15 protein-coding genes are annotated in these 13,325 nt (G+C 34.0%); 5 read left to right on the top strand and 10 right to left on the bottom strand.

The features are described 5' to 3' along the window. Positions 1 to 129: 129 nt before the first annotated feature. The 3 genes from DWQ18_08245 to DWQ18_08235 all read right to left on the bottom strand — a co-directional run bounded on the left by DWQ18_08245 (position 130) and on the right by DWQ18_08235 (position 2,347). Positions 130 to 1,611 (bottom strand): leucyl aminopeptidase, encoded by a 1,482-nt coding sequence (locus DWQ18_08245; protein ID RDJ33142.1) that lies wholly within the window; start codon positions 1,609 to 1,611, stop codon positions 130 to 132. A 26-nt stretch (positions 1,612 to 1,637) separates the two neighbouring features. Then, positions 1,638 to 1,910, bottom strand: a complete 273-nt coding sequence (locus DWQ18_08240) for a hypothetical protein (protein RDJ33449.1) — start codon at positions 1,908 to 1,910, stop codon at positions 1,638 to 1,640. Between the two features lie 230 nt (positions 1,911 to 2,140). Further along, positions 2,141 to 2,347, bottom strand: a complete 207-nt coding sequence (locus DWQ18_08235) for a hypothetical protein (protein ID RDJ33141.1) — start codon at positions 2,345 to 2,347, stop codon at positions 2,141 to 2,143. 142 nt (positions 2,348 to 2,489) lie between these two features. Here DWQ18_08235 and DWQ18_08230 point away from each other — a divergent pair, with 142 nt between their 5' ends. The 4 genes from DWQ18_08230 (at position 2,490) to fsa (ending at position 6,210) form a co-directional block, all read left to right on the top strand. Beyond that, on the top strand, positions 2,490 to 2,792 hold the full coding sequence (locus DWQ18_08230) for a hypothetical protein (GenBank protein RDJ33140.1): 303 nt from the start codon (positions 2,490 to 2,492) through the stop codon (positions 2,790 to 2,792). Positions 2,793 to 2,915: 123 nt separating this feature from the next. Further along, positions 2,916 to 4,583: a ribulose-phosphate 3-epimerase gene (locus DWQ18_08225; protein ID RDJ33139.1), complete on the top strand. Its 1,668-nt coding sequence runs from the start codon at positions 2,916 to 2,918 to the stop codon at positions 4,581 to 4,583. Positions 4,584 to 4,591: 8 nt separating this feature from the next. After that, positions 4,592 to 5,548 carry a transketolase family protein gene (locus tag DWQ18_08220; GenBank protein RDJ33448.1) on the top strand — a complete coding sequence of 319 codons (957 nt, stop codon included), beginning with the start codon at positions 4,592 to 4,594 and terminating at the stop codon, positions 5,546 to 5,548. Then, positions 5,545 to 6,210: a fructose-6-phosphate aldolase gene (fsa, locus tag DWQ18_08215; protein RDJ33138.1), complete on the top strand. Its 666-nt coding sequence runs from the start codon at positions 5,545 to 5,547 to the stop codon at positions 6,208 to 6,210. Before DWQ18_08220 ends, fsa begins: the two co-directional genes overlap by 4 nt. A gap of 11 nt (positions 6,211 to 6,221) precedes the next feature. On the opposite strand, the gene DWQ18_08210 is transcribed toward fsa, so the two are convergent. Next, entirely contained in the window at positions 6,222 to 6,536 is a 315-nt protein-coding gene (locus DWQ18_08210; GenBank protein RDJ33447.1) for a hypothetical protein, read from the bottom strand. A gap of 426 nt (positions 6,537 to 6,962) precedes the next feature. Between DWQ18_08210 and DWQ18_08205 the strand changes: the two genes are divergently transcribed. After that, a complete protein-coding gene (locus DWQ18_08205) occupies positions 6,963 to 7,667 on the top strand; it encodes a hypothetical protein (protein RDJ33137.1) in 705 nt (234 codons plus the stop codon). Position 7,668: 1 nt separating this feature from the next. Here DWQ18_08205 and DWQ18_08200 read toward each other — a convergent pair whose 3' ends face one another. The 6 genes from DWQ18_08200 to DWQ18_08175 form a co-directional block, all read right to left on the bottom strand. Then, positions 7,669 to 8,034, bottom strand: a complete 366-nt coding sequence (locus DWQ18_08200) for a hypothetical protein (protein ID RDJ33446.1) — start codon at positions 8,032 to 8,034, stop codon at positions 7,669 to 7,671. Between the two features lie 28 nt (positions 8,035 to 8,062). Beyond that, positions 8,063 to 8,626 carry a TATA box-binding protein gene (locus DWQ18_08195; GenBank protein RDJ33136.1) on the bottom strand — a complete coding sequence of 188 codons (564 nt, stop codon included), beginning with the start codon at positions 8,624 to 8,626 and terminating at the stop codon, positions 8,063 to 8,065. Positions 8,627 to 8,688: 62 nt separating this feature from the next. Then, positions 8,689 to 9,141, bottom strand: a complete 453-nt coding sequence (locus tag DWQ18_08190) for an ASCH domain-containing protein (GenBank protein ID RDJ33135.1) — start codon at positions 9,139 to 9,141, stop codon at positions 8,689 to 8,691. A 3-nt stretch (positions 9,142 to 9,144) separates the two neighbouring features. Further along, positions 9,145 to 10,686, bottom strand: a complete 1,542-nt coding sequence (locus tag DWQ18_08185) for a pyridoxal-phosphate dependent enzyme (protein ID RDJ33134.1) — start codon at positions 10,684 to 10,686, stop codon at positions 9,145 to 9,147. 264 nt (positions 10,687 to 10,950) lie between these two features. Continuing rightward, complete coding sequence (locus DWQ18_08180) at positions 10,951 to 12,516, bottom strand: VWA domain-containing protein (protein RDJ33133.1); 1,566 nt, start codon at positions 12,514 to 12,516, stop codon at positions 10,951 to 10,953. Beyond that, complete coding sequence (locus tag DWQ18_08175; protein RDJ33132.1) at positions 12,517 to 13,314, bottom strand: AAA family ATPase; 798 nt, start codon at positions 13,312 to 13,314, stop codon at positions 12,517 to 12,519. Positions 13,315 to 13,325 lie beyond the last annotated feature (11 nt).

Below are 13,325 nucleotides of genomic sequence, written 5' to 3'. Positions count from 1 at the left end.
TTCATTTATGCCAAAATGTAGCGTTTGTGGGGCAGACATGGATAATGATATACGCCTTCTAAACCACATGATGGAAAAACATGGTTGGCGAAATCCAAATGTTGGTACTCCTGATAGAAACAGTAGGGGTTACTGAGTATTCTTTCTTAGATATTCTAAAATCAGTCTAACTCCAAATCCTGTTGCGCCTTTTGGATTGTATGGTTTTTCTTTTGTCCCTGTTTGTGTCCAAGCAACTCCTGCAATATCAAAATGCACCCAAGGAGTTTTTTCAACGGCATTTTGTAAAAATGCAGCTGCAGTGATAGTTCCTGCCGCCCTTCCAATTCCAACATTTTTCATATCAGCTACATCTGATTTTATCATGTTCATATAATCTTCATTTAATGGTAGATGCCATACTTCTTCATACGTTTCATTTGAAGCTGATGTCATTTCTTTTACAAGATTTTCATTATTAGATACCATGCCTGCAACATTTGTTCCTAATGCAACTATGCAAGCCCCAGTTAGCGTAGCAAAATCAATGATTGTCTTTGGCTTGTAAATTTTTTCTCCATATGAGAGTGCATCTGCAAGAATCAAACGTCCCTCTGCATCTGTGTTTAAAATTTCAGCAGTTTTTCCACTGTAAAGTTTTATGATGTCTCCAGGCCTATACGATTCTCCACTTGGCATATTTTCTACTGATGGAACAATACCTACAACATTCATTGGTAATTGAAGCTCTGAAACAGCTTTCATAATTCCTAGAACTGTACAACCACCACATTTATCAAATTTCATCTCATCCATTTTTTCACCTGGTTTCAATGAAATTCCACCTGTATCAAAAGTGACTGCTTTTCCAACGATAACAATTGGTTTTTTGTTTCCACCTTTGTTATGTTCTAAGATGATTAATCTTGGTTCATTTTTACTTCCTTGACCAACAGCAGTAATTCCACCAAATCCGCCTCTTTTTAGTTGAGATTTATCAAAAATTCTACATTTCATCTTGTTCTTGTTTGCTAAATCTTTAGCAAAATTAGCAAGTGTTATTGGAGTACATTCGTTAGGTGGAAGATTTGCAATTTCTTTTGTAAAAATTACCCCGTCTGAAATTATTTGTGCTCTTTTGATCACTTTAGGAATATCTTTTGAATTGGGAGCAATAATTGTAAGATTGGTCGAAAAATTAATTTTTTCTTTTTTATATTTATCAAATGAAAATAATGATAGTCTTACTCCTTCAATAATTTGTGAAATTATTGAAGTTTGTTTTAGTTGCATTTGTTGTGGAACTATAATTGCAAAGTCCTTTACTTTCATATCTTTGATTTTTTGAGCTATTTTTCCAGAAGCAAATCTAAAAGTATCATTTGAAATTTTTTCTTTTGTACCTATTCCAACTAGAAGAATTCTTTTTGCGGGAATTAAATCATATGTATTAATTATTGAAATTTTCCCTAATTTGCCTTCTATTTCGTTTAATGATTCTGTTATGGCGTTTTTGATTTTTGGATTTATTCCTTCAAGACCAAATACTTGATTTGTTTTTTCTGTTACGTATGCACATAAAACCAAAGTTTTCTTCTTTAACGGATTTGTAGTGTCTTGAATGATCTTCATGAATGCTGTAGAAAAGATGTTAATATTTAGATTTTGATCTTTTTACTATTTGTAAACAAGCTTGCAGATCTAACAAAAACTGCTTTGATTGTTTTACATTCTGCATCACATGACTCCATAATACTTTGAAATGAGTGATTCTTTGCACCGGGTAAAATTATTGTCTTGATTAATGGAAATATTCCAGCTCTTCCACCATATGCCATTTTGGCATCAATAAACCAAAACATATCTAACGCACTTGCATCAAGAATATCTTTCCTTATTTCTTCTCCAATTGTTGTATAGTGCCCCACAATCAAAATTTTATTCTGAGATAATTTACTGATAACTTTTGCAAATTTTGTACATAAGTAGCACTCATTATCATAAAGAACTAAGGGAATAATTTTCTCTAATTCCATATGGAAATAACACCATGTTTACATTAAAATTTTGACCAAAACTTCTTGATGAATTTTGATTCCAGTCCCATATAATACAAAAATAGGTTTGAAAAAAGAGAGTTAAGGCTTAGTCAGAAATTTGACTATTTTTTAGCCTTTTTTACCCTACGTTTTGCTTTTGCAGCAGTCTTCTTTGTTTTTCTTTTTGTAGTCTTTGCTGCTTTCTTAGCTGTACGTTTTGCTTTTGCAGCAGTCTTCTTTGTTTTTCTTTTTGTAGTCTTTGCTGCTTTCTTAGCTGTACGTTTTACTTTACGAGCTGCTTTTTTTACAGTTCTTTTAGCACTTGCCATTAAACTATGGAATTTTGTTAACTCTTTAAACTAGAAACAAGAATACAAGCTGAGCTTTAGTTAATTATTTTTAGTTAAAAAAAATTCTGCGATCATCTTTTCTATTATTATAATTTTAATAATTCGATAATGTAGAAATACTATGTCATCAAAACGACCAACAATTCCAAAAATTAACAAGCCAAGTATATCAAAACGATCCAAAATTGCTAAAGCATCAAAAATTTCTCCATCTAGATCATTAAGACGTATTAACACAACTGTTTCTACTACATCCTCCGTCCATCCACAACCTAAAAAGAAAATTATTGAAAAATTAGGTACATGTTATGAATTACTCGAATGCAAAGGCGAAATAATTGGAAGACGAATAAGTAAGAACAAGTGCAAATCACTAAAGGGTAAAAGTTGGAAGCCAAATAATGGAAAATGTCAGCCAACATGAAACCTGAATTATCCTATTTCGAAGATGATCTTTAATTTCTCAAAACAGAGTCTATGATATATCCAAAGACTACTGTTTGTAGAAGTAGATTTTTATTCAATTTGAATGAAAATCGAACCAAGTATGGGCCTAAATTATTATCAAATCAAAAAAAACGTTAGAAAGGCCCGAAAACTTGTCATTCAAGGTACAACTGCTGCTGGTTCAGGACATCCAGGAGGTTCTTTCTCTATGGCAGAAATTGTAGGTGTGATTTTATTCAAGTATTTACGTCATGATCCAAAAAACCCACAATGGGAAGAACGAGATAAACTGATTTTATCAAAAGGTCACGCAGCACCTGGTTTATTCTCTAATTTGGCTGTAGCAGGATATTTCGATGAATCTGAATTACTGACTCTAAGAAAATTTGGAAGCAAACTACAGGGACATCCTGACTTAAAATGCCCTGGCGTAGAATTTTGTGGTGGTTCTTTAGGAATAGGACTGTCATTTTCGATTGGATCAGCAATGGCTGCTAAAATTGATGGAAAGGATACTAGGATTTTTACAATTATGGGTGATGGGGAAACAGATGAAGGACAAGTATGGGAGGCTGCAATGACTGGTTCAAAATACAAGGTTGATAATCTGACTGCCATTTTAGATCGTAATTTTATCCAACAGGATTCTTACACAGAAAAAGTTATGCCACTTGATGAAGAATTAGTTGGTGATAACCTTTCTGAGATGTGGAAAGATGCATCAAGATGGAAAACCGGTGATAAATGGCGTTCATTTGGATGGAATGTTATTGAGATTGATGGACACCGTATTGAACAAATTGACAATGCGATAAAAAAAGCAACTTCAACCAAAGGATTGCCCTCAATTATCATTGCAAGAACTATCAAAGGAAAAGGTGTAGAGCATATGGAGGATAACCCGCAATGGCATGGCAAAGCAGCAGATCCTGACATTGCACCAATAATTGATACAGAACTCGATTGTCAATTTATGATAGCACCATCAATTATTGCAGGAGATATGTCTAATTTAGAAAACGAAGTGAAAAGATGCATTCATGGCAGAGCTGATTACATTCACCTAGATGTCATGGATGGACAATTTGTACCAAACAAGACCTTTGATTATACAAAAATTAAAGAACTGCGTCCATTAACGGTGATTCCTTTTGACACTCATTTGATGATTAATGATCCAGGAAAACAAATCAAAAATTATGTTGATGCTGGTAGTGATATTATCACTGTTCATGCAGAAGTATGTGATGAATCAAGTTTTGGTGAAATTTATGATTATCTAAAACAAAATCAAGTTGGAGTTGGACTTGCCATTAACCCAGATACTCATATTCCAAATTGGTCTTACAAATTTCTACCTACACTAGATCAACTAATAGTCATGTCTGTTGTACCCGGAAAATCAGGTCAAAAGTATATTGAATCAACCCATGAAAAAATGAATCAAATCAACTCTGTTTTACAACAAAATAATTTTCAAGGCTATATTGAGGCTGATGGTGGCGTCACTTTAGACAATATTGGCTCCTGTTTTAATGATGGCGCTCGAGTTTTTGTAGGTGGCAGTGCAATAATTGGGCAACAAGATGTTCGTGGAGTTATAACAGAATTTAGAAATGCAACATTACTAGCAAGAAGAAAACTTTTACTAAAAAAAGCAAATGACCTAGGTGGAACAGACCTTGTCAAAAAATGGATAGATCTTCATAAAATTGGAGAAAAGAAACAACAGTTAATGAAAATTGCAACGGAGGCAGGCTTCCTATGAGTGTTCAGATGACTGACATGCGTACTGAATATGGTAAGACAATTATCGAAATTGGCAAAACTAACCCTAATGTTGTCGTGTTAGGTGCTGACACAACTGATTCTTTGAAAACTGCAGATTTTGGCAAAGAATTTCCAAATAGATTTTTTAATGTTGGAATAGCTGAGGCAAATTTAGTTTCAGTTGCTGCTGGACTTGCAATCTCTGGAAAAATCTCCTTTGCAAGTACATATGCAATTTTTGTTCCTGGTAGAGCTGTTGATCAAATTCGTAATGCTATTGCATATCCTACACGTGGGGACAAAAAAGGACTAAATGTGAAACTAGTCGTTTCACATGGGGGACTTTCGGTAGGCGCTGACGGAGGCTCTCATCAACAAATAGAAGACATCGCAATTATGCGAGTTATTCCTAACATGCGTGTATTCATTCCTGCTGATACCATTGCTGTTTCAAATCTTACACGAATTATGTCTCAACAGTATGGTCCATTCTATATGCGACTAGCTCGCTCAAAAACTCCTGTTGTTCATTCAGAGTCTCAAGAATTTCAAATTGGTAAGGGAATTACTTTACGTGATGGCTCTGATTGTACTATTGCAGCTTGTGGAATCACAGTAAAAATGGCATTAGAAGCAGCTGAAAAACTCCAACATGATGGTATTTCATGTAGAGTTTTGGATCTCTTCTCGATAAAACCTATTGATGCTGATTTACTAGAAAAGGCAGCAAGGGAAACCGGCTCAATTGTTACTTGTGAAGAGCATAATATTTTTGGTGGTTTAGGTTCAGCAGTATCCGAAGTTGTTTCAGAAAGATATCCTGTTAAAATCAAAAGAATTGGTGCACAAGACAAATTTGGAGAATCATGTAGAGATGAAGAAATACCACTATTATTAGAGAAACATGGCATCACATCTTTTAATATAGCAAATACTGTCAAAGAAATCAGGAGAAACAAATGAAAATTTTTCTGGATACTGCAAATTTAGAATCAATTCGTAAATATAATGACATGGGACTATTGGATGGCATTACTACCAATCCTAGCTTGTTATCCAAGGAAGGTGGAGATCCTAAAAAAGCAATGGATGAGATTACTAGAATAATCAAAGGTGATGTCTCTCTTGAAGTTGTTAGTACAGATTTTCAAGGAATGATGGATGAGGGACATAAACTAAGAAAGTACGGTGACAATGTTGTTGTAAAATGCCCAATGACTGCTGATGGACTAAAAGCCTGCAAGTCATTAACAAATGAAGGAATACCTGTTAATGTAACTTTGATATTTTCTTCCAATCAAGCAGTTTTAGCTGCAAAAGCTGGTGCAAAATATGTTAGTCCATTTATTGGAAGATTAGATGATATTGGTCATAATGGCATGAACTTGATCAGAGAAATAAAAGAGATTTTTAAAAACTACTCTTTTAAAACTGAAATTCTTGTTGCAAGTGTGAGACATCCTCTTCATGTTGTTGAAGCTGCCAAAATAGGTGCAGATGTTGTAACCTTACCTCCTGATGTATTGGGTAAAATGCTAAAGCATCCTCTTACAGATATTGGCTTGAAAAATTTTCTAGCAGATTGGGAAAAATTAAAGAACACAAATCAAAATATTAGTATCTAGAAAAAATTTCTTTAAACACCTGATGATTCAGCTTTTGACAGCTCTAAGAATACTTTATCTCCAACTGATAAATTCATCTGTTTGTATTCATGCATGTCCATTTTTATTGATGTAACTCCACCTGGCATTCCTCCCATTCCTGAAAACATCTTGTTTAGATCTTTCATCATATCATTCATGTTGCTAAATCCCATGACTTTGGGACCGAAAGGTGATTGCGGCTGAATTCCTTCTTTTAGCTCTTTTGCAGATGATAATGATACTATTACATACGGAGCACCATCTGGTGCAGCATCAATACTCTTTACAACGAACTCTTTTCTCATGGTATCCATTTTTTCATTCTCATATTTTAAACTTCAAATAAATAGTCTATTGGTAAAGACTTTTCGTAATTTTTTTACAATATCAGAATCCCGATGACGATCACAAGGTTATATCATAATACAGTCTGCTTTTTAGATTCCATCTTTTAACTATAATTATGAAAAGTGACGAAAAACGTTCTCATAGATTAAATCATCTATTGAAATATTACCTGCAAAATCCTACTGAGCGAGAATTATTCAAAAGGGCAAAACAGATGGGTGTTTCTGATTCTACAGCAAAAGATTACATGAGGACTGTAATTATTCAAGCACGAAAAATCTATCCTCAATAGTTTTCATTTATAATCTAAAAAATTGGTTTTGTGTCTAATCTTTTCTTAGAAACGTTAAACAAGGCATTCCTGCTTATCTATTTTGAATTCCATGGTAGATACAATCCTAGATGATGTAAACGAACTGATTAATTTAGAAAAAGGAGATTTTAAAATCTTAGAACGAATTAAGAGGGCTGCAGAAAGAAATGAAGTAATTTCAGTTTATGAGCGAGATTATGTAAGAAAATTAGTAGAAACTCATCTAAGACCAAAATTTGAAGAGCTAAAAAAAGAAAGCATAAGAAAACCTATTGAATCACCCAAACAAACCAGTTCTCTAGAAAAACCAATACCAAAACCTGTCATCAAAAAACAACCAATATTTGTATCAAAATCAAATCCTAAAACAACAAAAATTGCTTTTGGAATTGGAGCAGCTGCTTTGGCAATAATATTGATTGTAGGAGTTTCTCAATTTGAATTTGATGACACTGGGACACAAGAAATACCTACACCAAAAGTTACACAAAAAGTATCTGGATTAATCATAGATACCGATTCATCGTCATATGAAATTGAAGATATCATTTCTATTTCTGGAAGCACTGATGCATCTGCTTCCAAAGTTTCTTTATCGATTAGAAACACACAGGGAAACCTAGTGTGGTCTGAGGATGTTACAACAAAGAGTGATGGTACTTATTCTACTCTACTGATTGCTGGGGGACCTGGATGGGAAGACTCTGGAAAGTATACTATTTCTGCAGATGATGGAAAGTCAGAAGAAGAAGTTTCCATAACCATTAAAAAATAATTTATTTAATTTTATATTTTGAGCGAGATTTTAAATCATCAGCTAACTTATTGAATATATCATTTGCACTAACATCCACTAAATTTATTGTTGCATTTTCACTTACTATTTGTTTTTCAAATTTTTCCTTAATTGCAAAAGATACTGATGACCAATGTAGTGTACCTTTCAACTGTTCCTCCATTATTACATTTGTTGTAGGAAAATTTAAGGGTGAAAAAACAATTCCATTAGCCCATTGCATTGTAGGTATTCCTCCACCCGATGTCCTACTACTAAATGCTATTTGTTTAACCCAGTCATCAAACTTGTATTCAATGACTTCATGAATAACTAATTTCTTCCAAGGTTCAATTGAAATTTCCATTTTTATTTCCTCTAAAACGTATATCTTACTATTCTCCATAGATCATTAATTGTTTTTCTTCAAGTAATGCATGTAAATTATGTACTGAACGATAAACATCAGCCTCTTTTTTTGCACCTGTACATACTAGTTTTCCTGATGCAAACAAAAGAATCACAGTTTTAGGGTCTACCATTCTATGAATTAAGCCAGGAAATTGTTCTGGCTCATACATGCTTCGTGGTAAAACCCTTGCTGCTCGCTCTAAGTGAATTTTACCGCCTAAATTTATGGCTGCAACTATATTTTGAACTACAATTACTGCATCATTTTTAATTTTTATTCCATTTTTTCTAAGATTTTGAACTACAGTTCTAACTGCTTTAACAGCCATTTCTTCAGATTTTGCACCCGTACAAACCATTTTACCTGTTCTGAAAATCAATGTGGCAGTTCTTGGATTTTTTAATCTAAATACTAATCCTGGAAATTGTTCAGGATGATATTCCGTATCTGGAAATTTTTTTGTAACTTCAATAAGATCAATTTTTTGATCAACAGATGCAGATGCAACAACATTTTCTACACTGACAATAGGCTTGGTCTGGGGCAATCGTTGCTCATTTAGAACGCCCCTTTATATACACATGGTGATACTTCAAAAAATTTTCCTATCTAATGATGCCCTATCCATTGATACCTGTATTCTTCATCAATAATGTCAGCTTCTATAGCTTTGTCATTGATTTTGCTCTTAGGAAGTTTCACTTCAAAAAAACCTAGTTTACCTTTCAATGGAATTGGAATCCGAAACGCTTTTTGATTTTTTAACAAAAAACCATATTTTTTATTCTGAATATTTTTAGCAAAATGATAATTGTAATCTTTTTTTAATTCTGAAATAGATTCATATTTTTTTACACCGAAAAGTTCAGCTTTGCCCACTATGACACCTGCTGGGAGTAGTTTAGTTATTTTCAGCCGCTTGTAATCTTCTTTTTTTATCTTAATTGGAGCATGGATTAAAAACTCACCACGAAAATTTGTATTCCAATTACGTAACTCTATAGTTTTTTTTCCAGAAATAATTAATTCTGCAAACGGTTGAGAGACAGAAAGACACTTCAAGTTTTATTCAGTTGCTGCTTTGATATAATCACCTGGGTTTCTACCTCTACCTTCAGGCAAATTTGTAATTCCTCCAGTCAAACTTTCTGTTACTACGCCCTTGCTTGCAAGAACGTTGACTGCCATCAGCGAAGTATTTCCTGCCATGCAGACCAATAATGACTTTCCCTTGGAACCATTCAATTCCTTGTTTAATTCTTCAGGGATCTGCTGTGTTTGAAGTAATTCCCCAATTGTTCTAGCTTTAGGCACTACAATCTTTGATTTATCTACTCCGAGGGATTTGGCAATAATTTCAACTCCTTCTTCCTTTGGAGTATATTGAGTGTGCACCCAGATGATTTTATCGTAATTGTCAATTTGTGATGCTGCTTCTTGTAGAGTAATCTGAGTTCGTTTTTGATTTTTTGACATCTCTTCCAAGTGCTTTCTATATTTGTCAATCCCATCTGCAATGATTACTACAAAATTTCCTACACTTCCAAAATTTGCCATTTGGATTACCGCATATAATGCAAGTGCACTACTCTCCCCAATATCGTATCCTTTGTCAACAAAAAATTTTAGGAGATGTTTTGCCTGCTCAAAATCTATTTCATACTGTCCTGCATAAATGTCAGGCTGAAACAATGTTAACCCTGATGCTTTGTCTTTTGTTCTGATTCCTGCGACATCTTGACCTGCTGGAGGAAATACAACGTGAACTGATTTTTTACCATATTTTTCTGAAATGTATTTGCTGATACCGCCTGATGTACCACCTGTTCCAAAAGAACAAACAACTTGATAATCGCCAAGTGATTTTCCTTCTTCATGTAATTGCTGGTCAATCTCGGGGGCAGTGATGGTACGGTGAACTTCGATATTTTGCTGATTATCATACTGCTCTGGACAAAATAATCCGTATATCTTTGCAAGAAACTTTGCTAAATTAATAATATCTTGTGCAGCTAAAAGTGATTCAATCTCTTTACTTGCATTATCAAATGGTACAGGATCAAAACCTAATTCTACTAATTGTGAACGAATGTTTGCTGCAGTTGCCTTTGCTGCTAAAACATTTGGATTATCTTTCATTCCTGGAGCGGGACAGATATCCATATCTAAATCCATGATTCGAATTTTTTCATTTCTTAATTCCTTGAAAACACCTTCTTGTAATTTTCTTGATACTAGAGCAACTACTGTTAATCCAAGCTTTGATAATTGTCCTAAAGCTATTCCAAAATTACCTGATGTTGCCTCTATTACTGTTTGACCACTCTTGAGATGACCTGCCATTATTGCATTGTACATAATGTGTACTGCAGGCCTTACTTTGATAGAGCCTGTTGGTAATTTAGAATCAAATTTACCATAAATGCTCAAATCCTTGTCTGATAAGTTGAGTTTAAAGACGCTTTTCGCACATTCCTTCAAATCTTCAGTGAGATTGACTAGAGGAGTCGCATTAATGACTTTGTGACCCTGTTCATCTAGATGAGGAACTTTACTCCAAATCCCTTCTTTGAATCGTTCAAGAAGCTTTGTGTCAACTTCTTTCATGAAAAACCTCCATTTCTAGCTAAATTTAGAACTTACTTAATTGAAAATTCTTCTAACCTTTACTCTTACGAGGCTTTGAATGAGCCTTTACCATATGTCTGAGTGTTCTTTCAGAATCTGAAAATTCCATTCCGCATATCTTACATACAGTTGCTAATTCCAAATTCTTGTTCCTGTTGAATAGTCCCATGTGGTGACTTTAGATCCCTTCAATAAATATCTAGATATGGTTTTTTTTCACAAGCTAAGAGTTTTGATAAAAAATTATTGCTCCTGTAAAACAGAAAGAACTCTATTTGGAATATCGTTTAATCTACTGACTGCCAAAGTTCTTTCATAACCCAAGCGCTTGAGATTGCTTGCAATAATTGTTGCACCAACGGTGTTTGGACCTAATCCTAGTGCAACCATCTTGATTCCCATTGATTTGAATGATTTAATCATGGAACGGACTGCATTAGGATCTGACGGCTCTCCATCAGTTAAAGTCAAAAAAACATTTGGTCTTTTGGATTGTAATACAGAATACATTTTATCATACACTTCGGCAAGTGGAGTTCCACCATTTGCAATAATTTGAGTAAGGCGTTTTGCGCATATATTATTCCACTTCATATTATCAGGTTTTACTAACCAACACATCACCGCTTTATCCACAGTACTAAATGCATAAACAGAAAAATTAATTTTCAAATATGATAATACTTCACATAAAGCTAAGGTTGCCTTTTTGTATTCTAATTGTTGAGAGGAAATACTTGATGAATGATCCAACAAAATTACAATTTTTGTTTTTATTACCTTTTTTTGATCAGTAAAAAATGGCTCATGCCCCTCAATGTATGTTTCTTCATCAAACTCATCACCTGTTTTTAGATGCTGTTCTTTCCAACCAGATTTCCAATCTTTGAATCGAATTTTTAGATTATTAATTAAATCCAAATCATAGATTGTTGTTTCATCAACATTTGTTTGGGATGGGATCTTGACTCCAATCGTTTCTGTACCTAATCCTTTATTTTGATTTTTTTTATTTTCTTCCAAGAGAACTTTGTATTCCTCAAAAATATTTTTTCCACGAAATGCAGCCTCGTGATCAATTTTTCCAAAATCACTTTCCCGATTTTTTGAAACTTTGATCAAAGCTTTTAGTAATTCCTCTTCTGTAAGGGCCATTCCTGGTTTTATCCATGGTAATGCAACTGGTATAGTCATCAATGAATCAATATCGAGAATTTTTATTATTTCAGGAATTTTTGTTTCTAACCAATTTGTATCGAGATCATTTTTAATTGAATATTGTAGAATTTCAGACGCGTATGAAGAGGCTTTCTTAATTCTCTCAAGATGACTAGGTTGAATTTCTCCTTTTACATCACCAAATAAAAAGTATTGATAGAGTGCTTCTACCATTCTTGCTTTTCCATATACTGTGTTTAACATGGGTCTGTAATTCCACATGAAGGCATAATTGAAGATTAATTCTTCATCCATTCCTTTCCAAATCTTTCTTCCTAAAAGCTCAATCCTTCTTGTTTCAATTGTATTGAGAATAAACCCAAACGCATGATCGTTGCTGAGAATCTTCTTACATAATTTCACTCTCATTGATTCATACCAAAGAGCAGTTCTAAATTGCCTATATCTTTGAAAATCATCTCCACTTAATTTCTCAAATGGTACTAAGATAATTCGACTTTCTCTTAGCAGGGTCTTTGTTTCACTTTTGTCTGAAAATTCTACTGTGATGTTTTCTTTTTCAGACCACCGTCTTGCTAGAAAGGTTGCTATCTCAACAAGAGAATCATTTCTAATTTGTAATGATTGCATCTAATTACCAAACATGGAGGTAATGATGTCGCTTACTTTTTGATATTCCACATTTCCCCATTGAGCATACACGTTACCAAAAACAATGTTTGCAGCTTCTTTTGGGGCTACTCCAGAATCTAGCATCTTCCCAAATGCAATACTCTCTCTCAAACTTGGAGAATAATACAATTCTTCAACTGCAGCTGCTTGTCGTAATGTATTTGCCAATTTTATTCCCTGCTTTAAGGAATCTTGATGTGATGCTGAGACATATTTTTTTATTATTTCTAGTTCAATTTCCTCTGGAGGATATTCTAGTCTTATTCTCACTGGAAATCTACTAAGCAGTTGAGGTGGAAGTTCCTTTGTTCCAACATGAGTTAAGGGATTAATTGTAGCTACAACAAACCACCCTTCCTTTGCATTGACAACTTCTCCTGTGGATTCCTTTAGCACAATTTGTCGTCTATCATCCAAGGCTTCATCTAATCTCAAAAGAACATCTGCTTCTGCAGAATTTAGCTCATCAAGATATAGTATGTTTCCTTCCCTCATTGACTTGATTAGTATTCCCTCATCAAATCCTATTGATCCATCATTGAGTGTTTTTGTTCCCACCAAATGGCTTTCTCTTGTTCTAAGGCTAAAGTTAATTGATTCTAATGGGACTGATTTGCTCTTTGCAAAATCCCTTACCAGAGTAGTCTTTCCTGTTCCTTTTGGACCAATAATTAAAACAAACAATCCAGATTCGTAAGCCTTGTTCAAAATTTTAAAAGAATCATTCCAATCTAAGTAACTTGCTTCTTGTAGCATCTACAAGATAG

The organism is Thermoproteota archaeon (assembly GCA_003352285.1).
GTDB lineage: Archaea > Thermoproteota > Nitrososphaeria > Nitrososphaerales > Nitrosopumilaceae > PXYB01.
Note: the sequence above shows the minus strand (reverse complement) of the source record. Positions and strands in the feature narration are given on the sequence as shown.